The organism is Lysinibacillus sp. fls2-241-R2A-57, from assembly GCF_030209535.1.
Taxonomy (GTDB): Bacteria; Bacillota; Bacilli; order Bacillales_A; family Planococcaceae; genus Lysinibacillus.
On record NZ_JARVRU010000092.1, the window covers coordinates 20,775 to 45,940 of the forward strand.

The 25,166-nt window shown below is 38.4% G+C and carries 27 protein-coding genes; 2 read left to right on the forward strand and 25 right to left on the reverse strand.

The annotated features are described in order from the left end of the window. Positions 1-129 precede the first annotated feature (129 nt). From QRN68_RS15770 to QRN68_RS15850, 17 genes are all read right to left on the reverse strand, one after another. Positions 130-1,653, reverse strand: coding sequence for a tetratricopeptide repeat protein (locus QRN68_RS15770; protein WP_285397852.1), 1,524 nt, complete (start codon positions 1,651-1,653; stop codon positions 130-132). Between the two features lie 90 nt (positions 1,654-1,743). Next, positions 1,744-2,361 (reverse strand): bifunctional phosphoribosyl-AMP cyclohydrolase/phosphoribosyl-ATP diphosphatase HisIE, encoded by a 618-nt coding sequence (gene hisIE, locus QRN68_RS15775; protein WP_285397853.1) that lies wholly within the window; start codon positions 2,359-2,361, stop codon positions 1,744-1,746. Further along, the gene (gene hisF / locus QRN68_RS15780) at positions 2,358-3,119 is read right to left on the reverse strand and encodes an imidazole glycerol phosphate synthase subunit HisF (protein WP_285397854.1); all 762 of its coding nucleotides are present in this window, start codon (positions 3,117-3,119) and stop codon (positions 2,358-2,360) included. Before hisF ends, hisIE begins: the two co-directional genes overlap by 4 nt. Then, positions 3,113-3,745, reverse strand: coding sequence for an imidazole glycerol phosphate synthase subunit HisH (gene hisH / locus QRN68_RS15785; RefSeq protein WP_285397855.1), 633 nt, complete (start codon positions 3,743-3,745; stop codon positions 3,113-3,115). Before hisH ends, hisF begins: the two co-directional genes overlap by 7 nt. Next, on the reverse strand, positions 3,742-4,341 hold the full coding sequence (gene hisB, locus QRN68_RS15790; RefSeq protein WP_053485806.1) for an imidazoleglycerol-phosphate dehydratase HisB: 600 nt from the start codon (positions 4,339-4,341) through the stop codon (positions 3,742-3,744). The genes hisH and hisB overlap by 4 nt, the downstream gene beginning before the upstream one ends. Positions 4,342-4,345: 4 nt before the next feature. Beyond that, on the reverse strand, positions 4,346-5,620 hold the full coding sequence (gene hisD, locus QRN68_RS15795) for a histidinol dehydrogenase (protein ID WP_285397856.1): 1,275 nt from the start codon (positions 5,618-5,620) through the stop codon (positions 4,346-4,348). Between the two features lie 85 nt (positions 5,621-5,705). Continuing rightward, positions 5,706-6,329 carry an ATP phosphoribosyltransferase gene (hisG, locus tag QRN68_RS15800; protein WP_285397857.1) on the reverse strand — a complete coding sequence of 208 codons (624 nt, stop codon included), beginning with the start codon at positions 6,327-6,329 and terminating at the stop codon, positions 5,706-5,708. Next, a complete protein-coding gene (locus tag QRN68_RS15805) occupies positions 6,322-7,494 on the reverse strand; it encodes an ATP phosphoribosyltransferase regulatory subunit (protein ID WP_285397858.1) in 1,173 nt (390 codons plus the stop codon). Before QRN68_RS15805 ends, hisG begins: the two co-directional genes overlap by 8 nt. 276 nt (positions 7,495-7,770) lie before the next feature. Further along, positions 7,771-7,962, reverse strand: a complete 192-nt coding sequence (locus QRN68_RS15810) for a hypothetical protein (protein WP_285397859.1) — start codon at positions 7,960-7,962, stop codon at positions 7,771-7,773. A gap of 92 nt (positions 7,963-8,054) precedes the next feature. Further along, positions 8,055-8,597, reverse strand: coding sequence for an acyltransferase (locus QRN68_RS15815; protein WP_285397860.1), 543 nt, complete (start codon positions 8,595-8,597; stop codon positions 8,055-8,057). 4 nt (positions 8,598-8,601) lie between these two features. Continuing rightward, the gene (gene ppaX / locus QRN68_RS15820; protein WP_285397861.1) at positions 8,602-9,243 is read right to left on the reverse strand and encodes a pyrophosphatase PpaX; all 642 of its coding nucleotides are present in this window, start codon (positions 9,241-9,243) and stop codon (positions 8,602-8,604) included. Positions 9,244-9,255: 12 nt separating this feature from the next. Then, positions 9,256-10,077, reverse strand: coding sequence for a prolipoprotein diacylglyceryl transferase (gene lgt, locus QRN68_RS15825; RefSeq protein ID WP_285397862.1), 822 nt, complete (start codon positions 10,075-10,077; stop codon positions 9,256-9,258). Between the two features lie 158 nt (positions 10,078-10,235). Next, positions 10,236-11,171, reverse strand: a complete 936-nt coding sequence (gene hprK, locus QRN68_RS15830; protein ID WP_285397863.1) for an HPr(Ser) kinase/phosphatase — start codon at positions 11,169-11,171, stop codon at positions 10,236-10,238. A gap of 195 nt (positions 11,172-11,366) precedes the next feature. Next, positions 11,367-11,687 carry a cytochrome c551 gene (gene cccB, locus QRN68_RS15835; RefSeq protein WP_285397864.1) on the reverse strand — a complete coding sequence of 107 codons (321 nt, stop codon included), beginning with the start codon at positions 11,685-11,687 and terminating at the stop codon, positions 11,367-11,369. 51 nt (positions 11,688-11,738) lie between these two features. Further along, positions 11,739-12,587: a YitT family protein gene (locus QRN68_RS15840; RefSeq protein ID WP_285397865.1), complete on the reverse strand. Its 849-nt coding sequence runs from the start codon at positions 12,585-12,587 to the stop codon at positions 11,739-11,741. A gap of 266 nt (positions 12,588-12,853) precedes the next feature. Then, on the reverse strand, positions 12,854-14,086 hold the full coding sequence (locus QRN68_RS15845) for an EAL and HDOD domain-containing protein (protein ID WP_285397866.1): 1,233 nt from the start codon (positions 14,084-14,086) through the stop codon (positions 12,854-12,856). Between the two features lie 446 nt (positions 14,087-14,532). Continuing rightward, positions 14,533-15,180, reverse strand: coding sequence for a VTT domain-containing protein (locus QRN68_RS15850; protein ID WP_285397877.1), 648 nt, complete (start codon positions 15,178-15,180; stop codon positions 14,533-14,535). A gap of 202 nt (positions 15,181-15,382) precedes the next feature. On the opposite strand from QRN68_RS15850, the gene QRN68_RS15855 reads away from it, so the two are divergent. Continuing rightward, complete coding sequence (locus tag QRN68_RS15855; RefSeq protein ID WP_285397867.1) at positions 15,383-15,556, forward strand: hypothetical protein; 174 nt, start codon at positions 15,383-15,385, stop codon at positions 15,554-15,556. Between the two features lie 144 nt (positions 15,557-15,700). On the opposite strand, the gene QRN68_RS15860 is transcribed toward QRN68_RS15855, so the two are convergent. The 8 genes from QRN68_RS15860 to lplA all read right to left on the reverse strand — a co-directional run bounded on the left by QRN68_RS15860 (position 15,701) and on the right by lplA (position 24,239). Beyond that, positions 15,701-15,853, reverse strand: coding sequence for a hypothetical protein (locus QRN68_RS15860; protein ID WP_285397868.1), 153 nt, complete (start codon positions 15,851-15,853; stop codon positions 15,701-15,703). Between the two features lie 194 nt (positions 15,854-16,047). Beyond that, complete coding sequence (locus QRN68_RS15865; protein ID WP_285397869.1) at positions 16,048-17,610, reverse strand: fatty acid--CoA ligase family protein; 1,563 nt, start codon at positions 17,608-17,610, stop codon at positions 16,048-16,050. A 333-nt stretch (positions 17,611-17,943) separates the two neighbouring features. Continuing rightward, positions 17,944-19,878, reverse strand: a complete 1,935-nt coding sequence (locus tag QRN68_RS15870; RefSeq protein WP_285397870.1) for an FtsX-like permease family protein — start codon at positions 19,876-19,878, stop codon at positions 17,944-17,946. Continuing rightward, complete coding sequence (locus QRN68_RS15875) at positions 19,850-20,626, reverse strand: ABC transporter ATP-binding protein (protein WP_285397871.1); 777 nt, start codon at positions 20,624-20,626, stop codon at positions 19,850-19,852. The genes QRN68_RS15870 and QRN68_RS15875 overlap by 29 nt, the downstream gene beginning before the upstream one ends. A 12-nt stretch (positions 20,627-20,638) precedes the next feature. Beyond that, positions 20,639-21,073: a hypothetical protein gene (locus tag QRN68_RS15880; protein WP_285397873.1), complete on the reverse strand. Its 435-nt coding sequence runs from the start codon at positions 21,071-21,073 to the stop codon at positions 20,639-20,641. Positions 21,074-21,083: 10 nt separating this feature from the next. Continuing rightward, entirely contained in the window at positions 21,084-22,067 is a 984-nt protein-coding gene (locus tag QRN68_RS15885; protein WP_285397874.1) for a sensor histidine kinase, read from the reverse strand. Then, positions 22,067-22,771 (reverse strand): response regulator transcription factor, encoded by a 705-nt coding sequence (locus tag QRN68_RS15890; protein ID WP_285397875.1) that lies wholly within the window; start codon positions 22,769-22,771, stop codon positions 22,067-22,069. Before QRN68_RS15890 ends, QRN68_RS15885 begins: the two co-directional genes overlap by 1 nt. A gap of 475 nt (positions 22,772-23,246) precedes the next feature. Continuing rightward, positions 23,247-24,239, reverse strand: a complete 993-nt coding sequence (gene lplA / locus QRN68_RS15895) for a lipoate--protein ligase (protein WP_285397876.1) — start codon at positions 24,237-24,239, stop codon at positions 23,247-23,249. 142 nt (positions 24,240-24,381) lie between these two features. On the opposite strand from lplA, the gene yhfH reads away from it, so the two are divergent. Continuing rightward, positions 24,382-24,507: a protein YhfH gene (yhfH, locus tag QRN68_RS15900; RefSeq protein ID WP_012292204.1), complete on the forward strand. Its 126-nt coding sequence runs from the start codon at positions 24,382-24,384 to the stop codon at positions 24,505-24,507. Positions 24,508-25,166: the final 659 nt, after the last annotated feature.

The window sequence follows — 25,166 nt, forward strand, 5'->3', positions numbered from 1 at the left end:
TTTTTTATCTTCATTCCATATGTGCAATGAAGATAATGCCTCGGACGCAGCCAAGACTCCATTAATAATAACTACAGTATGTTCATCGTATGTGAAAGTAAAAAGTTATTCAACTATGTTGCTCACAGTCTAATTATTCGTACTTGGTAAAAACATTAAAATTTCATCAATATACTTCGATAATGTTGACACGGATACTCCGTATTGCTGAGCTATCTCTTTTTTTGTCACCTTGAGATTACGCGAAGAGCGGAATAAATAGTCATTTGCTCCTGCAATAGCCGCTGGATTTGTGAAACGATAATTGTTAATCAATGCTTGCTCACAAAGCACAAACCACATTTGGAACATTGGTGCAATTAATGTCGTTAGTTTACCATACTGTTCTAGTAAAATTTCTGGTACACTTACTGCTCGTATAAAGCTAGCCTCTACTTTGTTTTTCATATCAAATTGATGTCCTAAAGCATAAGCGAGGAATAGCTTTTCATACGCATTAAATTGCTCAACGTCTATCCATTTGGGATGCGCAATAATTTCCTGTTTATGCGCGGTGCAGCTTAGTAAAAATAAACCAAATATGCGTTCACTTGTATAATCGCTCTCCAGCTTTTCCACAATATAATCACAATCATGCTCTAATGCATCAAGCGCATATACATTTTCCTCTTGGCGCCAAGGTTCAAAGCCTTCTTTTTCTGGATCTAGCTCAAGTAGCTGTTCCCATGCACTCTTTGAAATCTCTTCATGTTCAGAAAAATACGCTGCGTGGGATAACCAGAAGTAAAAGCCAGCATCTCCCGCATAGCCACGTTTTTGCATGCTACGCAACCATTTAAATGCTAAATCATACTGTCCAACAAGAGCTAATGTTGCACCCAGCTTATAACGATGTTCCCATGTGTATGGCTGAATTTTCATAAGTACTTCTAAAAGACCCTTTAAATCCTCTTCATTTTTTTCATAATACGCAATCACAGTTAAATTACAAAGTGCATGTAAATTCCCTTTATTTTCACGTAGTACCTTGTTTAGAAGAGCCTTCGCCTGTTCTGCTTCACCAACATAAAAATAGGCAAGAGCTAAGTTGTTATAGGCCGACCAAAAATCTGGTCTATCTTCAATTAAGTCTTCTAGAATAGTAATAGCTTCTGGGAAATCGCCCTTTTCCATACAGCGCCTCGCCTGTTCCTGCCGATATAAATCTTCACCAGAACCTTCAAGCTCCTCAAAATCATCTTGCTCAAAGGCAACAAACTCTAATATTTCAGCCGCTTCAACTGCATAAGCACCCTCTGGCTCTATTTGTAAATATTGCTCTGCAAAGCGTTTAGCATCATGCATAATACCAACGCATCCAGATACCTCTGCCATGTAAAAAATAATTTCTGGATTATCTGGATCTATCTGATAGGCACGATGAAGAAGATCATACGATTCCTCAAAACGTTGACCCTCTAACTCTATAATCGCTAATTGCAATAAAATCATTGGATCATCAGGACTTAAATCAACTGCTCGCTGTAAATATTTATACGCCTTATTCATTTGTCCGCTATTCATTGCTTGAATGGATTTTTTATAATAATAGTCGCCTGTGGGAATGAACGACACTATATTCGATTGATTTTCTTTTTGACGTTTCTTTTCCAAAATATTTCCTCCGAAACAAGAAATAAGGAACGTATCACACGTTCCTTTACACAGTAACTTCTATTATACCATACAATAAGCAATATGCCGTTATTTCTCTTCGTGACGTTTTTCCAACACATGTAGCACATCATAAACACTTACTTTTTGTTCTTGTAGTAACACTAGTAGGTGATATATTAAATCGGCAGCCTCCCATTTCACTTCTTCAGCATCACGATTTTTTGCACCGATAACAACCTCTGTTGCTTCTTCGCCGACTTTTTTACAAATTTTATCGATTCCTTTATCGAATAAATATGTAGTATACGCTCCTTCTGGCATTTCTTGCTCACGCTTTTCAATGACATTTACAAGTCTAGAAATAATCTCAACAGAGCCGACCTTGGCATTTTGCTGAATGATCTCCGTAAAGCAAGAAATTGTACCATTATGGCAAGCTGGGCCAGCAGGAATTACTTCCACGACTAATGCGTCACCATCACAGTCCGCTTTTATAGACACAACTTTTTGTGTATGACCACTTGTTGCTCCTTTATGCCAAAGCTCTTGACGTGAACGTGAGAAGAACCATGTTTCTCCTGATTCAAGCGTTTTCTCCAATGATTCTTTATTCATATATGCTACAGTTAATACTTCTTTTGTATTAGCATCTTGTACTACTGCAGTGACAAGACCTTTATCATCAAATTTAATGTTGTCAATCATCTTACTGCCACTCCTTTTTCACGTAAGTATTCTTTTACTTGCGCTACGCTTGTTTCTTTATAATGGAAGATGGATGCGGCAAGTGCTGCATCTGCATCGACATCTTCAGCTAATACCTCGTAAAAATGGTCGGCATTCCCTGCACCGCCGCTTGCAATAACAGGAACTGTCACAGCCTCTCTCACGGCTTTTGTTAATGCTAAATCAAAACCTGATTTCTCTCCGTCCTGATTCATACTCGTTAATAAAATTTCACCAGCCCCTAAACGAACCGCTTCCTTGGCCCACTCTGTTGCTTGCCATGTTGTTTTGTTTCGGCCTCCATGCGTATAAACCATCCAGGTAGCATCTTCTTCACTATAGCGTGCATCGATGGCTACAACAATACACTGTGCGCCAAAAAAGTCCGAACCTTCTTTAATAAGCTCTGGTCGTTCTAAAGCAGAAGTATTCACTGATACTTTATCGGCACCTGCACGTAAAATGCGTTTCATATCATCTAAAGTCCGAATTCCACCACCTACTGTAAACGGAATGGCTAATGTAGCTGCAGTTTGTCGCACTACATCAACCATTGTTTCACGACCTTCATGTGATGCCGAAATGTCTAGAAACACAAGTTCATCTGCCCCTTGTTCATCATAAAACTTGGCAAGCTCTACTGGGTCACCCGCATCACGTAATGACACAAACTGTACACCTTTTACAACACGCCCCTCTTTCACATCAAGACATGGAATAATGCGCTTTGTTAACATGAAGCCACCCCCTTCAACCATTGTTCTAATAAATAGACACCTAGTTCACCTGATTTTTCAGGGTGAAACTGCATTCCAGTAATAGAACCATTTACAACAATGCCTGGAACTTTAATGCCATGATAATCCGCATAAGCGACAAGCTCTGTTTCGTCTATATCTGTTGCATAAAATGAGTGGACAAAATACACATGCTTTGCCGCTACTTCACCCTTCAACCATGAAGGCCGCTTTGTCACGACAAGCTCATTCCATCCCATATGTGGTACTCGGTACTTCCGCTCACCGTTGTCTCCACTAAATCGTTTAATGCTTCCTTTAAAAAAGCCCAAACCTTTCGTCGGTGACACCTCTTCACTTTGCTCAAATAATAATTGCATTCCTAAGCAAATTCCGAGAAGTGGTCGATTTTCAGCTTTCACCTTGTGCAAATATCGATCTAAATTCGTTTCAGCTAAACGTTTGATGGCGTCGGGAAATGCCCCAACACCAGGGAGCAACAGTGCATCTGTTGCATCTAGCACTTTTTCGTCAGCCGTGACAACAACTTCACAGCCAAGTCGTTTTAATGCCTGTTCGACACTAAATAAATTCCCCATACCATAATCAATAACACCTATTTTCACGTTAACAGCCCCTTAGTCGACGGTACACCTTTAACACGTGGATCAATTTCTACTGCTGCGTCAATGGCACGTGCTAACGCCTTAAAAATAGCTTCAATAATATGATGTGTATTATGTCCATACGGTACAATGACATGAACATTCATCCGAGCCTCAAGTGCAAATTTCCACAAAAATTCATGTACTAATTCCGTATCGAAACTTCCAACTTTCTCCTTCAACTGTGGTACACGATATTCTAAATGCGGACGATTTGAGCAATCTACAACTACTTGTGCAAGTGCATCATCCATTGGCACAAATGCTGTACCGTAGCGCTTGATTCCTTTTTTATCACCGAGTGCTTCACGAATTGCTTGACCTAATACAATTCCAAGGTCTTCAGTTGTATGATGATCGTCTATATAAGTATCACCATTTGCTTGTATCGTCCCATCAAAAAGCCCATGTTTGATAAATAAGTCTAGCATGTGGTCCATAAAGCCAACACCCGTTTTAATATCAGCCTTTCCTTCACCATCTAAATCGATTGCTACTGAAATTTGAGTTTCATTTGTTGTCCGTTCAACTTTTGCATATCGTTTCTTTTCAGTCATTGTGCTACTCCTTTTCCCATCCGCGTGATTCGACTGCACGAGCATGGCCCTCTAAGCCTTCCATACGTGCTAGACGTGCAATTTTCGGTGCATTCTCTGCCCAAGTTTTTTCACTATAAAAGACAACGCTCGATTTTTTCACAAAATCATCGACGTTTAAACCACTTGCAAAGCGTGCAGTGCTATTCGTTGGCAGTACATGATTTGTCCCCGCAAAATAATCACCTACTGGTTCAGAGCTATAACGACCGATGAAAATACCTCCTGCATGCCTTACCTGTTCAGCTACAGCCTCAGCATTTTTTGTGACAATTTCTAAATGCTCAGGTGCTAGCGAATTAATGGCATCAATGGCATCTGCCATCGTTTCAGCCACATAAATGGCACCAAAGTTTTCAATAGATGCTCGTGCTACCTCTTCACGCGGTAAAGTAGTTAATTGCTTCTCCACTTCATCAGCCACTTTTTTAGCCATATGCTCAGAAGTTGTCACCAAAATGGCACAAGCCAATTTATCATGCTCAGCCTGTGATAAAAGATCCGCAGCGATTTCATCAGCAAATGCCGTGTCGTCTGCTAACACTGCAATTTCACTTGGACCTGCAATCATATCAATCGCTACCTCACCAAATACCTCACGTTTGGCTAATGCTACAAAAATATTTCCTGGACCTGTAATTTTATCAACAGGTGTAATTGTTTCCGTGCCATATGCAAGAGCCGCAATCGCCTGTGCTCCACCGATTTTATATATTTCCTCTACCCCTAAAATATGCGCCACAGCAAGTACACCTGGAGGTAATTTTCCATCGCGACCTGCTGGAGATGTCATAACAATGCGTTTAACACCAGCAACTTGTGCAGGAATAACGTTCATCAAGACTGACGAAGGGTACGCTGCTGTACCGCCAGGAACATAAAGTCCTACTGCATCAAGAGCAGTAATTCGTTGCCCAAGCCACGACCCATCACCTAGCTCTAAGCGATAACCTGAACGCTTCTGCTGCTCATGATAAAAGCGAATATTTTGGGCAGCTTCTGTTAAATCAGCATAAAGCTGTTGATCAATACTATTTGCGCCCTCTTCTATCTCTTCCTTCGTTACACGTAAATGATCAGGGGCAAAACCATCCCATTTTTCTGTATACAAACGTATGGCTGTATCACCTTGTGCACGAACATCTGCCAATACTTGACGTACAACCTTTAATTGTTCTTCATTGCCACCTTCAAGTGGTCGTTTTAAGGAAATACCTTTTGCTAGCTTTGTTATTTTCATAGGAAAATCTCCTTTAATTCTAGGTATCATGTATGATCGATGACTATGAGCTTCCACCTGCGGCTATTCCTACAGTGAGCATGATTTATTTAACACATTTCTTTAAACGTTTCACAAGGTCGATAATGCGTTCTCCCTTCATACGATAGCTTACTGGATTAGCAATTAACCTCGATGACACATCCGTAATAAATTCATATTCCACTAAACCATTTTCCTTCAGCGTCCGTCCTGTTGATACAATATCGACAATGCGATCTGCTAAGCCAATCATAGGCGCCAATTCAATTGATCCATTTAACTCAATAATTTCAACTTGCTCCCCAATGCCCTTATAATATTTCATTGCAATATTAGGATATTTTGTTGCGATTCTTGGGGCGATTTCATTCATCGTAGTATTAGGTAAACCTGCTGATGCGATATAACATGCACTTATTTTTAAATCAAGTAATTCATGTACTTGTCGTTGCTGTTCTAACAAAACATCCTTCCCAGCGATCCCAATATCCGCTACACCGTGCTCTACATAAACAGGAACATCCATTGGCTTTGCTAGTATAAAACGAATTTTCTCTTCTGGAATTTCAAGCATTAATTTACGGGACATTTCGACTTCTTCTGGTAAATTAAAGCCAGCTTCTAATAGCATTTGGTATGCCTCATCAAAAATACGTCCCTTTGGCATAGCAATCGTTAATTCATTCACCGCTAACGTCCTCCTGTCCCACAACAACTACTTCTGTAAAGTGTGCTAAAAAAGCTTCTTCATCAACTAGGCTATTTCTTAACTGTAAGGTAGCCTGTTTACCAGCAGCTCGAAGCGTCTGTACCTTTGCAAGAGCCGCTTCAAATTGTTGTTCCTCAAATAGCACCACTGTAGCCTCTTGTCGTTTATCAGATTGCCCATGAAGTGTTTCTAGTAAGCGATCAACACGAATACTAAATCCTGTTGCGCCTACTTTTGAGCCAAACACCTCAAGCAATCCGTCATAACGCCCACCATTACCTAATGGAAAGCCACTGCCTGTTGCAAACACTTCAAATAACATGCCTGTGTAATAGCTCATATGACTAGAAAGTGTAAAATCAAAGGCCACATAATCCGCTAAATCTGCTACTTCAAGTAGTTTAGCGAGCTGTTGCATATATTCTAATGCGTCATTTTTCCGCACATATTTTTCAATATCTTGGATTTCTTTCACATTCATAGCTTCTTCAATAAATTGTAGTAATGCATCAGATTTCGTTTTAGGTAAATCAAATGATTCCACTGCTTCTTCAAACCCTACATAATTGCGCTGCACTAGAAGTGTTCGAAGTATATTTTGTTGTTCAAGGCTTTCTGTATAATCTTGTAAAATGCAATTTAATATCCCTGCATGGCCGATAGTAACTTTAAATTTCGCTAATCCAAATTGCTGTAATAACTCCATTGCCGTAACAATAACTTCAGCATCAGCAAACACAGAATTGTCTCCAATTAACTCGATCCCCATCTGATCAAATTCTGCTGGTCGTCCACCTTCTGCCTCTTGTGCACGAAAGACACTAGCAAAATAAGCAAGGCGTAATGGAATCATCTCTTTTAATAATTTTGATGTTGCAACACGAGCAATCGGTGTTGTCATATCAGGTCGTAGTACTAACGTGTTTCCTTGGCTATCTACTAACTTAAATAAATGCGCATCGGCTATTGCTGATGCTTTACCGACTGTATCAAAATACTCTACTGCAGGTGTCTTAATAAATGCAAAGCCCCTACTGCATAAAAAGTCTCGCCCAGTATTTCTTACGGCCTCTACCTTTTCGTATATTTGCGGAAATGTATCGCGCATTCCAAGTGGTTTCTCAAACATTTTAATCGACGACATTTTGACACTTCCTCACGTTTCACTTTAATTCACTAGAGTATTAGAGAATTAGATTATGAAAGAATTCTAACTTATTTCTTCCTTTCCGTCAATGCAACTCCTTATGAATTATCGAATAATTTCATTACTGATTATTCTGTTAATTATACGTAAAAATAAAAAAATTGAAACTTTATTCAACTGTGTAAGCTTATTTCTCCTTAAACAAGTAAATCTTTAGACAAAAAATTGTGCGTAGTGTGGCTTGCACAGTTTAAGGTGTTGAAAATAAAATCGTCAAGGAAATCTATATGAATTTTTTGGCGAGTGATTTCCGTTCCAGGCTACTCGCTTTGTCGCTGACGCTTCGCTTTCGCGCAAAGCAAGGCTTCCAGTGGGCGAGCGTCGAGCCGCTTCCTCCGCTTCCGCTCCGTGCAGGGTCTCGCCTGTCTCGCTTTCCCACGGGAGTCGAGTAGCCTTCCACTCCAATCAAGAACCTTTATAAATTTAATTTCGTTGTTACAATAGTTTTTCAACAGCAAAAAACTGTGCACAGTAAAGCATGCACAGTGTAGATATTATTATTTTTTTGGCGTGCTCCATTCCACTACTTCATTGCGTTTACGCTCCGCCATTTGTTCAGCTGTATAAATAATTTGCATAGGATTACCGCCTGCAAGACAGCCAGCTGGCACATCCTTATGGACAAGGGTTGCAGCTGAAACAATCGCACCGTCACCTATCGTAACACCTGGTAGTATCGTTGAATTGGCACCAACCATTACTTCATTGCCAATATAAACATCTCCCAGACGATACTCCTCTATTAAATACTCATGCGCCAAAATAGTTGTACTGAAACCTATAACCGTATTGTCACCGATGTGAATTCGTTCTGGAAACATTGTATCTGGCATAACCATAAGAGCTAATGAAGTTTTTTCTCCAATTTCCATCTTTAAAAAAGTTCGATACAACCAGTTTTTCACACGTAAAAATGGTGTGAAGCGTCCAATTTGAATGACAACGAAACACTTCATCACCTTCCAAAAGGACACCGTATCATAAATATTCCAAAGCGAATTTGCTCCTTCGACACGGTAGCGTTCTGTTTTACGTGCCATTTACTTACCCCTCTTTCACAATTTCAAGTAAATCCGTCATATGATGCAACATATATTCTGGCTTGAACTGCTGTAAGTATTCCTCACCTTTAAAAGCCCATGCGACACCAGCCGCTCTAATTCCAGCGTTGTGTCCTGCTTCAATATCGTGTGAATTGTCGCCAATCATCATGGCCTCTTCCTTGTTTACACCAAGGCGTTCAAGGGCAAGCAAAACTGGTTCTGGGTCAGGCTTTACATTTTTCACATCATCCGTGCCAATACGGATGTCAAATAAATGACTTGCACCTAGCACAGATAGACCACGGTCAATCATCCCATTACGCTTTGTAGACACAATCGCTAACTTGATACCCATAGCCTTTAATTGCTCTAAAGTTGATACAACATCAGGATATTGAGTGACAAGCTCATCGTGATGTAATTCATTATATTTGCGGTATTTAGCAATCATTGCATCCTCTTCACCAGGAGCAATGTCACTCATTGTCTGTTTCAAGGACGGCCCAAGGAATTTTAGGCAATCTTTTGGCGAATATTGCCCGGGAAATCGCTCGTTTAAAACATGCATAAATGTTTGAATGATTAAATCATTTGTATTGAGTAATGTACCATCAAAGTCAAATAGTAATGCCTTTACAGCCATGCCCTTGCCCCCCTATTTATCATCCAAATACTTTACTGGTGGCTTTACTGTTATACGTCTGTAAATAATTGCCACAAGACCTACAACAATACCAATTATTGAAACAACCTGTGCTGAGCGTAAATCTCCTACTAAATATAGGCTATCTGTACGCATGCCCTCTATATAGAAACGACCAATTGAATACCAAATTATATAGCCGAAGAAAATTTCCCCACGATTTAAATTTACTTTGCGTAATACTAATAAAATGATTAGCCCAACGAAATTCCATAAGGATTCATATAAGAATGTAGGATGTACATACGTTCCTAATTCTTCAATATACATTTGATTAATAATCCAATCAGGCAGCCTTAGATTTTCTAAAAATTCACGTGATACTGGACCACCATAAGCCTCTTGGTTCATAAAATTTCCCCATCGACCAATTATTTGTCCAATTAAAATACTTGGTGCCGCAATATCCGCTACTCGTAAAAAGCTTATATTTCTTCTACGAGTGAATATGTAAGCTGTCACAAATGCCCCAATAAGAGCTCCGTGAATAGCGATACCACCATTCCAAATCTCAATAATCTTCTCTGGGTTTTGACCATAATAATCCCAACGCATCGATACATAGTAAATACGTGCGCATACTATGGATATAGGAACAGCCCAAAGTAATAAATCCGCAAGAAACTCCTCCGGTAAGCCTCGTTTCATAGCCTCTCTTTGTCCTACAAAATAAGCTAAAATAATACCCGATACGATTAGCAACCCATACCAACGAACTTCGATAGGTCCTAAATGAAACGCAATCGGATCAATTTCTAATAGTAATAAATCCATCTTATGCTCCTCTCATTATCCTTCTATTACTTAGGTTATTGTATCCTAATTTCTTTGGCGTAATTAAGAATCACATCCTCATTCCTCTCACTATCTTCAGAGGTGAGAGTCTCCTATAACTGTCGCTACACTAAACATTTAGTGAATGAAGATAACCATTAATCATCTAACTCATCTGTTGAAGAAATTACTTCATCAAGTCGCCTTGAAAACTCCTCAGCCGCATTAACCCCCATCTTTTTCAAACGGTAATTCATGGCAGCTACTTCAATAATAACAGACACATTGCGCCCAGGTCTTACAGGAATCGTTAATTTCGTCAGTTCTGTATCGATGATTTTCATTTTCTCTTCTTCTAGACCTAAGCGATCGTATACCTTTTCCGGGTCCCAAATTTCTAGTTCAATAATTAACGTAATACGTTTGTATGGTCGCACCGCACTCGCACCAAAAAGCGTCATAATATCGATAATGCCAATCCCTCTAATTTCTAATAAATGTTCTAAAAGAGGTGGTGGACTACCAATTAAAAAATTCTCTGATTCTTGACGAATTTCCACACAATCATCGGCCACTAAGCGGTGCCCCTTCTTAACAAGTTCAAGTGCTGTCTCACTTTTCCCTACACCACTTTTTCCGATAATTAGCACACCGATGCCGTACACATCGACTAAAACTCCGTGAGCAGCAGTCATTGGTGCAAAACAACCCTCTAAATAGTTTGTCAGCCTACTCGAAAACTTCGTCGTTGTCATATGTGTTTTAAAGACAGGTACATGTTTTTCATTGGACGCCTGTAGAAGCTCCGTAGGTACCTCTAAATCACGAGAAATAATAATCGCAGGCGTATCCTGCGAACACAGTAAACGCATACGCTCCAGTTTCACATCAGCAGGTAACATTTCAAAAAAGGAAAGTTCTGTTTTCCCAAGTAATTGTACTCGATTCGCAGGATAGTGCGTAAAATACCCCGCCATCTCAAGCCCCGGTCTTGAAATATCACTAGTGACAATCGTCCTTCCTATTCCTTCCTCACCAGCTAATAGTTCTAACTTAAATTTCTCCATTACGTCTCTTGTTAATACTACGACCAATATTAGTAGCCCCCATTCGCTGTAGATCTCCCGATTGGTTTAACTAGCAATCAGCTCCACTGATTGCAGTTTCACTTTATTTTAGCATGTCTATGTATAAAAGAAATGAATTTACTCTCTATTCGCTGACAGAAAAATACTCCACAAAACATAAAAAACTAGCGGTTCTCCAAATCCGCTAGTTTCTATATTGCTTTATTTTTGAGTAGCTAACCATTTGGCAACTGCTTCTGCATCTGCACCTTTAACTACACCAGCAGGCATTGCACCTTTACCATTGTTAATAACATCTAAAATTTCTTTTTCTGATAAACGAGAACCTACATCTTTAATTGCTGGTGCATTCCCTTGACCTTGTAGTTCACCACCGTGGCAAGTAATACAAGATTTCATAGCGATTGCTTCTCCATCTGGAGTAGTTGTTTTTGCACTTTCTTTTGTTGCTTTTTCTCCGCCGCCACAAGCAGCTAAAAAGATTGCAGATCCGAACACTAATGTTAACATTACTTTTTTCATTAGTACCCCTCCTTAAATTAATAAAAATCTTTCCAAAATATTATACCAAATTTATGCACGTTTGAAACCTTTCCCTAACACCTCATATGCATCAGAAACAATGACAAACGCTGATGGGTCAACGCTTTTAATGAGTTGTTTCAGCTTTGTGAACTCTGTTTGGTAAACAACAACCATAAGTACTGGTCGTGCTTCCCCTGTATAGCCACCGATTGCAGGCAACTTTGTTACTCCACGATTAATTTCAGCATAAATGGCATCACGCACCTCATCTTGCTTTAACGTAATTATATAAACCATTTTTGATTGACTAAAGCCTAGCTGAATAATATCGATGGTTTTAGTAGTGACATAAAGTCCAATCAGGGCATACAAACCTTTCTCTAAGTCAAAAACAATTGCTGCACTAATTGCGATAATCCCATCAATTAATAGTACACTTGTACCAAGCGATATTCCGGTATACTTTGTAATAATTTGCGCTAATAAATCAGTGCCACCAGTAGAAGCATTCCCCTTAAAGACAAGCCCTATTCCTAAACCGACAACAATTCCCCCAAAAAGTGCACCAAGTAAAGGATTATCAGTCCAAGGCTCCCAACTATTCGTTAGTAAAACAATAAGCGGTAATGTCACTGTTCCAACAAATGATTTTATTCCAAACTTTTTTCCAAGAAATAATACACCTGCTATAAATAATGGAATATTAAATGCATACTGTACATAACCAGGATTCCAGCCAAATAAACCGTGTAAAATTGTACTAATCCCGCTTACACCGCCAGAGGCCACTTGATTTGGCAGTAAAAATACATTAAAGCCAATGGCAATAATCGCCGCACCAACAATGACGTACACATATTCTATAACGCTTTCCCTTACATCATTTGTTAGATTCATTTCTTCCACGTCCACTTCAACTATCAGAATTTTTTCAAGACGAAATGATTATAGCAAATAGTTCATGTATTGAGAACTTCGACTTGATGAAGGAAACATGTATTTTTATAATTTGCATTATGTATTACACTTATGACCATTAATTTAAAAACACAAAAAATAAGCTACCTTAAAGAGCAAATTTTAGATAGCTTATTTCTATTCTCTAGTTCATCATTGAAAGTTATAGATGATATTCATGTGGATTAGTTGATTGGCTCTTGTTTTTATAAAGAAGATTTTTCTGCCCACTCCATAGCTTCATGGTATAACTGATCAATGTTTGATAAATCGATGTTGAGCTGAGAAGCTAATTTTTCTAAGGTAGGCCAATCTAATTTGCTTAACGCAATACTGAATTCAAGATATGGTGCCATTTCAGTTTGATTACCTAAAATCGTTTCTGATATGTCTTCTGAAAAAGGTAGCTGCTGTAAAATAACATTCATCGGTCTTTGCAGCAAAGTATCTATCAGTGAAAACATTCCAACTAAAAAATATTCAGAGAAGTTCTTCTTATAGGAAAGTTTGGCTAATTTCTCACAAACTTTTGCTCTAAATAACGATGTACGCATGACTTCTTTAAAAATATCATTATCAGCATTCTTATCAATTTCTCGCATCGCCAATAAATAAATCCACTTTCGTAAATCTGAAACGCCGAGTAATACAATCGCTTGTTTTATCGAACGAACCTTGGATTTATAACGCTTCTCTGAATTATTAATCATTTGCAATAATTTATATGTCAATGAAATATCACGTTCAATATTATCAGTTAATAACTGGACATTAGGTTCCTCTTCTTTTAATAGCGTAATAATATATAAATATTGAATAGTATTAGCTGGTATATCGGTTGTTGTAATTATTTGCGGCTGTTCAAAAAAATAGCCTTGAAATAATTCATAGCCAGAATGCTTTGCAACTTCAAATTGATTACGTGTCTCGACCTTTTCAGCGAGCAATTTTATGTGAGGGAAATTTTCTTTCACTTTATTTTCAATTTCCATTCGCTCCAGTAATGGGGACAATAAAAAATCAACTTTTATATAATCGATATAAGCAAATAACTCATCATAAACTTTTACCTCATCATCCAAAATAAAATCATCTAATGCGATTTTAAACCCAAATGATTTCAACTCAATGACTCTCTCTACTAACTGAGGTGTAAGAGGAACGTCCTCTAAAATCTCAATAACAACTTGCGATGGATTTAAGGACTCGTTTATCGAACTCATCAGCAAGTTTTCTGTAAAATTAACAAAACTAGGCTTACCTTTTGTTACCTCTTCAATGCCAATTGAAAGAAATGAGTTTACTATTACGTCAATTGTTGCAGCATCTGAATCGACCATCGGAAAAGCATTCGCATTTTTGCTACGATATAATAATTCATATGCAACGACTTGTTCATGAAGATTAAAAATAGGCTGTCTGCCAATAAATACTTCCATTTCGCTGCCCCCCATTTCTCCATTTTCTAGTATTTTATATTATAGCATTTTTAATTACTATCTGCTTATCATTCAAGTAATTGTCTAAAAGTCTCCTTGCATTAACTAACATCCTTTACAAGAAAATGGATTATCACCATAATGTGTGGTTGATTTCTGTTCCGATTGGGCGCTTTGTAGCTGACGCTTCGCTTTCGCACAAAGCTTCCTGTGGGTGTCCAATGAGCCGCTTCACTCGCTTGGCTTGCTCCAGGGTCTCATCTGTGACTTAATCATGAGCTAGACAAGAACCTTACGCAATGAACTTTTCCTATTCAAATGTTTTAATTATCGACATACCACGTAGCACGGTTCTTGAAGATTCCCAAGGTCTTGTACTATTTATAAGGTAGTAAAAAAATAAAGACAGTCCAAAGTGATTTTTTATCACATTTGGACTGTCCTTTTTATTTTCCACTTGCTTTTGATTTAATAGCACCAATAACCGCTGGTACAACTGAAAGAAAGATAATTAAGATAAGAACCGTTGAGAAGTTATCTTTAATAATCGGAATATTACCAAAGAAATAACCTAGGAATGTACAGCTACATACCCATAACACTGCACCTACAACGTTATACATGATGAAGTAGCTATACTTCATTTTACTTGCTCCGGCAATAAATGGTATGAATGTACGGATGAATGGCATAAAGCGCGCGATGACAATTGTTTTTCCACCGTGCTTATTAAAGAATTTTTCTGCAGCCTCCATACGTTCTTTTTTAACAACTCTACCGAGGAAGCTCTTTGGTGGAATAGATGTCCCTACTTTATGACCAATATGATAGTTCATCGTATCCCCTAAAATTGCTGCTGCTAAAAACACTGGAATTAAGATCCACATATCAAATGCACCCATTGCTGCTGCAAATGTACCACTTGCAAAAAGCAATGAATCACCTGGAAGGAACGGGAAAATTACGACACCTGTTTCAACAAAAACAATTGCAAATAAAATGAGATAACTCCAATTACCAAAATCACGAATGATTTCTTCTAAATGCACATCGATATGCATAATAAAACTAATTAATTCCTTGATGATATCTATCATTTTTTTGTATGCTCTCTTTCAATTAAATTTTCTAAAAGCTTTGACGTAGCTAGACACTAAAGGGTTCCACTCTTGTTTACCGTCTGTGGTGTTACTACTCCCTCACTATATGACAAGCCTTTAAAAAGTATGTAGTTTTCACAAGTTTGATTTTATCACAGAATTGAGCTTCATTCCTAAAATAAAGGAGTGACGGGTAATGACGAAATGGAAGAAAGATTGTTTTATTATAGAACTCAAGTTACTTATAGATACATGGCAAAAGGATATCCTATTAAAACGTTTTGAAATTGCCCGTACACTCTATAATACGACTTTGTCTTATGCAGTAAAACAATATACTTTCATGCAAGAATCAAAACACTACCTTTAAACAATTACGTTGCTACCAAAAAGCGAAAAAATCTAATGATACAAAAGAATTGAAGCAGACCGCAAAAGAATTAAATAACATTCGTCAATCTTTTGGATTAAGTGAAGATCAACTGCATGCGTATATTAAAAAGCATCAACATAACTATAAAAAACATATAGATATATTAGTTGATTTCCGTTCCAACTGGGCGCTTTGGAGCTGACGCTTCGCTTTCGCTACAGAAAACATTTGTTGCTGACGCTTCGCTTTCTCACAGAGCAAAGCTTCCTGGGGGCGTCCGATGAGCCGCTTCACTCCGTAGCTCGCTGAAGGGTCTCATCTGTGACGCTAATCCCCAAGGAATAGAGGTTTGAGACTTCTGTAACTGCCGTTTCACTTTCGTTACAAAAGACACTTACCAAAAGAAGTTAAAAAATTTCACATCAGAAAAGCGCGAGAAATCAACGTTTCTAAAATTGATTTCTCGCGCTTTTTATAGTTTTGGGCTGTTATGTTCTAGCCTCTACTTTGTTATCTTTTAATGAACGACGTAAAATTTTCCCTGTCGTATTTTTCGGTAATTCATCTATAATTTCAATTACTTTAGGGACCTTGTATTTCACCATATGTTTTGCACAGTATGCAAGAAGGTCGTCTGTTGAAGTTGCCGCTACGTCTTTTAAGACAACATATGCATGAACAGCCTCACCTAAATTAGGATCTGGGTAGCCTACAACTGCCGCTTCAACGATATTATTATGAGCAAAGAGTACTTCTTCAACCTCTCTTGGATATACATTATATCCCCCTACAATAATCATATCTTTTTTACGGTCAACGATGAAAATATACCCTTCTTCGTCAACTTTAGCTAAGTCACCTGTATATAGCCAGCCATCGCGTAAAACCATCGCTGTTTCTTCAGGCAATTTATAATAGCCCTTCATAACGTTAGGTCCTTGAACAATTAGTTCTCCTACTTCACCAACAGGCACTTCTTGACCGTTAGTATCCACTACCTTATTTTTAACATTGGAAATGGATGTACCGATAGAACCTGCTTTACGATCACGATCCAATGGATTAAAGCATGTTACCGGTGAAGCTTCTGATAAGCCATAGCCTTCCGAAACACGCACATTAAATTTCTTCTCGAAATTATGTAATAGTGCTACCGGTAAAGACGCACCACCTGAAATCGCTAGGCGTATTGTTGAGAAATCTTCAGGGTTGCCTTCTGGTAATTGATACAGGAAGTTATACATAGTTGGTACACCAGCAAAGACTGTTGCTTTTTGTTCCTTCGTTATTTTAAAAACTTCAGTTGGACTAAAACGTGGTACAAGTAAAACTGTTGCTCCACTCAATAAAGGTGCGTTGACGACAACAGTTAACGCAAATACATGGAAAACTGGTAATGTAGCAATAATACGATCATCTGATTTATAGCCTAGATAATCCGCAACATCTCGTGCATTTGAATAGACATTTCCATGTGTCAGCATTGCGCCCTTCGGAGTACCTGTTGTACCTGAAGTATATAAAATAATTGCATTATCATCGTCTGCTACTTCTATTGGTTGTAAAGATTCCGATGCACTAGCTATAACTTGTAAAAATAAATGAGTTTTTGCCTGTGCCTCTTCGGATAAAGTAGCTACTTTTTCAGCAACATCTGCTGTTGTTTCACAAACAACAAATGTTTTTATTTGTGGAAAAGCTTGTACACCCATTTCTACTAACGGAAGAAGTGCATCAAGTGCAATAACAGCTTTTACATCACCATTATGCAAAATATACGAAATTTCATCCGGCGTATAAATTGGATTAATCGGAATTGCCGTTGCCCCTATACGCATTGTTGCATATAACGCAATTAAATAATGTGGTGTATTGCCGAGTAAAAACGCCACATGGTCCCCTTTTTCAACCCCTAATTCTTGTAACCCCTTAGCAAAGCGACCAACAGTGTGCTCAAACTCACCGAATGTCGTATCTTTCCCCATAAAATGATACGCAATTTTATCTGGCTGCTCTACTGCTTGTTGACGAACACTTGAAACTAAATTCAATTACACCATCCCCTTTATCGTATCAATTTCGCCTTGGCGTAATTGAGTCCGGATTTTGAATTGTGCTCGCACAATTCATTCCTTTGAAAATCCGTGACATTCGCCGGAGGCTTTATCTTCATTCAGTAGTTGTTCGGACACCCTCCGAAAAGGAACCCCCATCCGCATTCATCTCACCAACTAAGAGGTGAGAGTCTTCTACTGAACGAAGATAAAATGAATCGTTATTCAGTAATATTATATAAGAAATATATCTAAAAGACAACGAAACTTTTTATTTCATGTCAGAAATTACGTCAAATAACTCATTTTTTTCTCTTTCGCGCGTTTTTATCACGAACGAATATGCGAGATGTATCGCCAACGAATCAAGTAAAAATAGACTATTTGTATTAAAACAAAAAAACCAAAAGCAAAGAAAACTTCTTTTACAATGGAAATATTAGCAATATCCTTTAAGATGCCTTGAACCATAAGAAAAGCAAAAGCACTATGCATCATTGCAACACCCCACGGCAAGAAAAATTGTGGGAATAAATGACGATTCACAAGCTTTTTGAGCTCCGTATCTGTTAAGCCCATTCGCTTTAAGACATCGAATTTACGCTTTTCTCTTTCAAGAGAGGCATGCAATTTAAAGTAAACGAAGCTACCTGCTGCTAATAAAAATACCGATGCTACTAAGACACCAACTAATGTAAATAATGAGTAAGTAGCTATTACATAAGAATAATTTAATCCTGCATTTTCAAAGTAAAATGGGCTAAATTTACCCTTCTTATTAATATCTTGAGATGCTGCTAACTCGTCTATGTCCTGGCCGATATCTTTCGATTCCATCCACTGAGGAATATAGAATGTAAATAAATGATAGGTTGGCTGCAAAACATTTTTATTGGCAAGCGGCTTGATGAGTCTTGCAAAATCCTCGTCGCTTATCACAATTGAATTGACACTAACAATAGAGCCTGGGAATACTATTTTAGGATATACGCTATCAATAGTTAACGGAATAGAATTTTCCTCCAACACAGTATGCACAACTTTATTTTTTAGTTTTTTCAAGGATTCTTCTGAATAGGGTATAAACACTGCTTCTCCGGCAGACAAGTCAAGTAATGGATAACTAAAGGACGACAGCAATACATTCATATCCGATTCTCTAAAGACTTCAACCTCATTATGAGTAAAAGAAGACGTTTGCTTTACAACAACAAAGCGAGATAAATGGTAGGACAGACCTTTCTCCTCTAATTGAATACGTAAAGAGTCGATATGATTTCGTTCATACGGATTGTCGACATCTCCCTTATAAACGAGCCCTAGAGGATTTAAACGGTCATACTGTGTTGTATACGAAGACATCGTTGCTAAAACACCGACCGATAAAAATGCCATTGTTGACACCATCGTTACAACAAAAAACATTTTCACATTATCCTTCATAATATGTGTTTGCTCAGCTAACGAAAGGAGACGATAGCGTTGCCAATGATATTCTCGTTTACCCCGAGCTTTATCTAAAAAGCAAGGTACAGAATCACTGAAAAAATAATATGTTCCAAAGGTTGCTGACAGGGGGATTAATAATGTTAATCCAATTAATGATGTATTCGACACGATAAATGCTAGTACGTATGTTGATAAAATGAGGGCAATGCCATATACTGCACGGATTTTCGAATAAGTTGAATCACTATTTAAATAATCACTTCCCTTAATAAGGTCGCGTAATTTTCTTTCACGTGTAAAATACACACTGATAAAGGAAATAACTACAAAAGCACTTGTAAAGACACCGATTGTTAGTAAAAATGGCTCCCACGAAACATACATGGGCAATTTATCTAAATGTAAAATTTCTCGGACAATCATGAAAAAGAATTTCGAGAATGAGAAACCAAATATAATTCCAACAATAATAGAGCCCGATCCAATAATCATTGTCTCCAAAAAGACAAGCTTATTCATCTGGCGTCTTTCCATTCCTAGATGTAATAAAATCGCAAACTCATGTGATCTAGCCTCTAAAAAGGCACTCATCGAATAATATAAAAAGAATAATGTAAAAAGAACGAGTACGATTTCCGCACCGACCATCCCAATTAACGATGTCTCTCCTAAAATCCCTCGTTCAATATCCGGATGAAACATGAGCATTGAATAGATAAAAAACACAGCCACAGAAAAAAAGCTTGCCATGAAAAAGGCACCGTATATACGGCTGTTCCGTACGACATTACGGTAAGCGAATTGTCGAAAGGTCACCTACTTGTCCTCCTCCTAGTAAGCTCAAAACATTTAATATTCGTTGGAAAAACATTTGACGACGGTCATCTTTGTAAATTTCATTGAAAAATTCTCCATCTTTAATAAATAACACGCGATCACAGTAGCTAGCTGCAATTGGATCATGTGTTACCATCACAATCGTCGTTTGCTTATCTTGATTAATTTTCGTTAAAAGTTCAAGTACATCACGCGAAGAATTCGAATCCAAATTGCCGGTCGGCTCATCTGCTAAAATGAGACTTGGATTATGAATAAGCGCTCGACCAATTGCCGTTCTTTGTGCCTGTCCACCTGATATTTCATTTGGGCGTTTATGCAAAAAAGAAGTTAAATCAAGTTTTTCCACGATACTTGCAAGACGCTCTTCCATTACTTCTAATGGCTGTTGATCTAATGTTAGTGGCAGCACAATATTCTCTTCCACTGTCAGCATATGCAAAAGATTAAAATCCTGAAAAACGAAACCAAGTTGTCTTCTTCTAAAATAGGCAAGCTCAGTCGCATTCAGCATATGAGGATTCATGCCATCTAAAATGATTTCTCCACTAGTTGGTTCATCAATCGTAGAAATGATATTCAATAATGTTGTTTTTCCACTTCCTGATGGACCCATGACTGCTAAAAACTCACCTTCCTCCACATCAAAGCTTAGTTGATTGAGGGCACGATGAGTTACTTTGCCTTCATAGACCTTCGTCACGTCTTTTATTTGTAAAATAGGCATACCTTGTTCACCTTATTTCTTCATTAATTCCATGGATTCTGGTAAAAGCCATTGCAAAACTACCTCAAAGCCAATTTGAAAATGTGGCTCTGTTAATAATACGGCTGACTCATTGCCATCCTCTTCCACTAGACTAAAGCAATGCTCTCCAACAATTACATCCCAGGCATCGATTTCACCTTCGATTATTTCTCCACAAATCGTATAATGCCCACTGTACATCACTTGTTCACCTTCTACAGGAAAAGCGTTAAGTAAAGTTGGTTTATGTAAGTCTAGCCCAAGCTTATTCGAAAAATGCATAACTTCTCCATTAAGCAAAAGACTAGCCTTACGGAAATTTTGGCAGGATAAACACACACAAACATCGTTATGCGATTCGTATAATGCCGTTGTTTTTTCAGTTTCAATATTTAAAACCCACTCGTCAAAGCGTACTTCTTCCATCTCTGCACCCCTATTTCGTAAATGTCACTGTAACAATAGTTCCTTTTCCTACCTCTGATGTAATGTTTAATTCATGACCGAGTTTTTCACAGATTTCTTTAGCCAAATATAAGCCCATCCCTGTGGATTCCCCGGTTTTACGTCCATTCTCACCAGTAAAAAAGGCTTTAGTGACACGGGATAGATCGGAAGCTGGAATTCCAATACCTTCATCACAAATGGCTAACTGTACGCAGTCATCCTTTTTAATGGCCGAAATCACTATTTTTTTATTTGCTTCAAATGTATATTTAACCGCATTGGTTACGAATTGCCCGATAATAAAACGAAGCCATTTTGAATCACTCGCTACAATTATGTCATCCTCAATATGAATTTCCGGGAAAACTCGCTTTGTAATAAATAAACGTTTATTTTCATTAACAGTTGCAGTAACAATCGTTTTTAAAGCAACCTGTTCTACTTGCATATCCTCTTCAAAATTTTCTAATCGAGCATTTACAAGCACCATATCCAAGCCTCTACGCAAGCGGTCGATTTCCTCCTGTACATTCTTTTTATCAAGAGGTCGTTCATCCTGTAATAAGAGCTCAATTACGGAAATAGGTGTTTTCATTTGATGAACCCACTGATTCATAAACTGATCATGTCGTTTTTGACTTGCATATAACGAATGCAGCTCATGCTGGTATAGTCGATATAGTTCATGCATATATTTCTCGGACTGTATCGCCACAGGTGTTTTAGCATTTTTTTGTAACACATCCTCCATATTTTTAGGAAGGTGCGATATTTTTAATAAAAAACGTTGGCGCATTAAATAGCGGATAAGTAAAAAAGAGGCTAATAACACTAAACTAATACAGAAGGAATAAATAGCCGTATCGACATTTCGAAAGCCGTCCAGCCAGTATAGAACCATGATGAAACCGACTAAAAAGAACTGGAAAATGATGAACGATGCGTAATCACGTAAAAATAATTTCCAGTCCACTATAACTCACCTGCACTTAATATAAAGCGATATCCTGCCCCGCGTACCGTTTCAATTGATGACGAAATATGATAATCCGCTAGCTTTTTACGTACTCGTGTCATATTGACGTTCAATGTATTTTCATCAACAAATGCCTGATCGTCCCAAAGCTCTTCTAAAAGTTGCTCACGCGTCACTACTTTTGGCGCATTCCCCATTAATAGTTCTAAAATGATACATTCTTTTTTCTGAAGAGGAATCTCTAAATCATTTTTATGAAGCTCCATTCTTTCTAAATGAAGAATAAGCTGTCCTTGTTTAATTGTCCGTTCCTCTTGTCTTGCTGCATATTCACCATATGTACGACGCAAGTGACTACGGATTTTAGCCAGTACAATCTCATAATTAAATGGCTTCGTAATAAAATCGTCGCCCCCATTTTCAAGCGCGAAAATTTGATCCATTTCCCCAGATCGAGCCGAAATAAAAATAATAGGACAAGTTGTATGTTGACGTAGTTGGCGACACCAATAATAGCCATCATACGAAGGTAAATTTATATCAAGCAACACCATATGTGGATTAAATGCTGTAAATTCATCAATAAGATGATCAAATTCTTGGATCGTTTCAACTTCGTATTGATATTTTCTAAGCGTTTCTGCGAGCAATGATGCAATCTTCACATCATCTTCGACAATAAATATTCGATGCTTCTCCATACCAACACTCCTTTCTATCTTATATTGTATCAAAAAAGGCCCACTGACATAACTGTCAGCGAACCATTTGTAGCAAAAGTTAACACGAATCATTAGCTAAAGATATTTGTTACAAAATACCTCTGCCTTAATAAGGGGCATCTCATAACGTAGGGGTGATTTCCGTTCCGGCTAGGCGCTTTGTTGTTGCTGTCGCTTCGCTTTCGCACAGATAAAACATTTGCTGACGCTTCGCTTTCGCACAGAGCAGAGCTTCCTGGGGCGTCCGATGAGCCGCTTGGGCCTACACGATGTAGGTCACGAAGGCGTTATCACAGGACGTGATGTTTTTAGCCTTCGTTCCTCTGCCTGCTCGCTCCAGGGTCTCATCTGTGACGCTGATCCCCAAGGAGTCGCCTAGCCTCCACTCCAATCACCTTTACTCAAAGCACACGTTTTAACAAAGTAATCTTCTACTTTTGAACACAAGATTCTCTTAATAAATTAATTGTAGAAACTCTTCTGTCGTAATTCCACCAAAGTATGTTGGAATATCAATATCCGCTAACGCCTCAGCGATTGCAGTTCGATCATAGTTTGTCCCAACTAATCGTTGTTCAACATCTACCATGTCGCCCACGCCAAAGAAATCACCAAAAATATGCGCATCTTCAATAATTCCGTGATTCACTTCTAAGCGAATATCAATGCCTCCTGTTGGGAAACGATGCGTTTTTTGAATATTGAAGCGTGGTGATTTGCCATAGTTCCACTCCCATGTTTGATAACGCTCAGCAGATAGCTTGTGTATATTTGTCCAATCTTCTTCCGTTAGCTCGTAGTAGCGAATATTTTCCTCACCATCGAAAATCGATTTTAAAATTTCTAAGCGGAATTCTTCAACCGTCATCTTTTCCTTCAAGAACTCAGAAATATTAGCCACTCGCGAACGAATTGATTTAATACCCTTTGATTCAATTTTATCTTTCTTTACCTTTAAAGCAGATACAACAGCATCAATTTCTGTATCAAACATTAAAGTACCGTGGCTATACATACGACCCTTTGTCGAAAACTGTGCGTTCCCAGAAACTTTACGTCCTTCCGCTAAAATGTCGTTGCGTCCTGAAAGCTCAGCATGAACGCCCATTTTTGCAAGTGCTTCAACAACAGGCTGTGTAAACTTTTTATAATTCATAAAGCTTTCGCCATCGTCTTTAGTGATAAAACTGTAGTTAAGGTTCCCTAAATCATGATACACTGCGCCTCCACCAGAAAGACGTCGTACAACGATAATGCCATTATCCTCCACATAATCTGTATTAATCTCTTCGATAGTATTTTGATTTTTACCAATGATGATCGAAGGCTGATTAATGTAAAAAAGTAGCACTGGCTCCTTCTCAACATCCATCGTTTTTAATAAATACTCCTCAATGGCAAGATTAATGCGTGGATCATGAATCCCTTTATTATCAACGAATATCATAATACGTCTCCTCCTTCACAAAATATCCATATTTATTTTAACGTAAATTAGGCATTTAGTGTTGACGAAAAGCATCTGTTATAATACACTAGAAAATATCAAAACAGTAATAGTACAGATGAACTTAAAGGAGGAGTCCACAATGTTAGAAAACGTAGTTGAATTTTTCAAGAATCTACCTGCAAAGCAATGCACAGAATGCGGTGAAAAAATTGAAGAACAAAGTGAATGCTACAGCAACACTTGTGAAAAATGTAACCACCTATAAGCATTTGCCTATTCTGTAATAGTCATATACGTGCCCCACACGTACTAATATTGACACCCCTCATCATATTTTTGATGAACCCTTAATTAAATCTCTTACACTTACGAAACAACAGCTGATACGCTCATATCAGCTGTTGTTTTTTGTAGATCTTGGAGCTGAGGGGGGTTTCTTCTCGGACCTGCGCGATTCTTCATGATACCCGAGCGGTTCGAGGGGCTACCCGATCACTTTTTCGGCTTACCCGAGCGATTCGGGGCGTTACCTGATCACTTTTTCGGTATACCCGAGCGGTTTGGGGCGTTACACGATCACTTTTTCGGCATACCCGAGCGGTTCGGGGCGTTACCTGATCACTTTTTCTCCTTACCCGAGCAGTTTTAGGTGCTACCTGATCACTTTTTTAGCATACCCGAGCGATTTGGGGCGTTACACGATCACTTTTTCGGCATACCCGAGCGGTTTTCACTTGAACCTGAGCAATTCGTCACGATACCCGAGCGACTCCCCCTCGCACCCGAGCGTTTCCCCGCACCCGAGCAGTTCTCCCCTACACCCGATTTAAAGCAATTGCCCAACCACAAAAAACACCCACCATACACGGGAGGGCACTGAAAAAGTCCACTATTTAAATTAGGCAGTTGAAAGTTCGATTTAAT

What these genes read in the sequence shown, in the direction of transcription:
- QRN68_RS15890 (WP_285397875.1), bottom strand. Translation starts at nt 22,771, where the DNA reads ATGGAGAAGCATCGAATATTTATTGTCGAAGATGATGTGAAGATTGCA.
- QRN68_RS15855 (WP_285397867.1), top strand. Translation starts at nt 15,383, where the DNA reads ATGACGAAATGGAAGAAAGATTGTTTTATTATAGAACTCAAGTTACTT.
- QRN68_RS15815 (WP_285397860.1), bottom strand. Translation starts at nt 8,597, where the DNA reads ATGGCACGTAAAACAGAACGCTACCGTGTCGAAGGAGCAAATTCGCTT.
- QRN68_RS15840 (WP_285397865.1), bottom strand. Translation starts at nt 12,587, where the DNA reads ATGAATCTAACAAATGATGTAAGGGAAAGCGTTATAGAATATGTGTAC.
- lplA (WP_285397876.1), bottom strand. Translation starts at nt 24,239, where the DNA reads ATGATATTCGTTGATAATAAAGGGATTCATGATCCACGCATTAATCTT.
- ppaX (WP_285397861.1), bottom strand. Translation starts at nt 9,243, where the DNA reads ATGGCTGTAAAGGCATTACTATTTGACTTTGATGGTACATTACTCAAT.
- hisD (WP_285397856.1), bottom strand. Translation starts at nt 5,620, where the DNA reads ATGAAAATAACAAAGCTAGCAAAAGGTATTTCCTTAAAACGACCACTT.
- QRN68_RS15880 (WP_285397873.1), bottom strand. Translation starts at nt 21,073, where the DNA reads ATGGAAGAAGTACGCTTTGACGAGTGGGTTTTAAATATTGAAACTGAA.
- lgt (WP_285397862.1), bottom strand. Translation starts at nt 10,077, where the DNA reads ATGGATTTATTACTATTAGAAATTGATCCGATTGCGTTTCATTTAGGA.
- yhfH (WP_012292204.1), top strand. Translation starts at nt 24,382, where the DNA reads ATGTTAGAAAACGTAGTTGAATTTTTCAAGAATCTACCTGCAAAGCAA.
- hisF (WP_285397854.1), bottom strand. Translation starts at nt 3,119, where the DNA reads ATGTTAACAAAGCGCATTATTCCATGTCTTGATGTGAAAGAGGGGCGT.
- QRN68_RS15875 (WP_285397871.1), bottom strand. Translation starts at nt 20,626, where the DNA reads ATGCCTATTTTACAAATAAAAGACGTGACGAAGGTCTATGAAGGCAAA.
- QRN68_RS15845 (WP_285397866.1), bottom strand. Translation starts at nt 14,086, where the DNA reads ATGGAAGTATTTATTGGCAGACAGCCTATTTTTAATCTTCATGAACAA.
- QRN68_RS15805 (WP_285397858.1), bottom strand. Translation starts at nt 7,494, where the DNA reads ATGTCGTCGATTAAAATGTTTGAGAAACCACTTGGAATGCGCGATACA.
- cccB (WP_285397864.1), bottom strand. Translation starts at nt 11,687, where the DNA reads ATGAAAAAAGTAATGTTAACATTAGTGTTCGGATCTGCAATCTTTTTA.
- hisIE (WP_285397853.1), bottom strand. Translation starts at nt 2,361, where the DNA reads ATGATTGACAACATTAAATTTGATGATAAAGGTCTTGTCACTGCAGTA.
- hisB (WP_053485806.1), bottom strand. Translation starts at nt 4,341, where the DNA reads ATGACTGAAAAGAAACGATATGCAAAAGTTGAACGGACAACAAATGAA.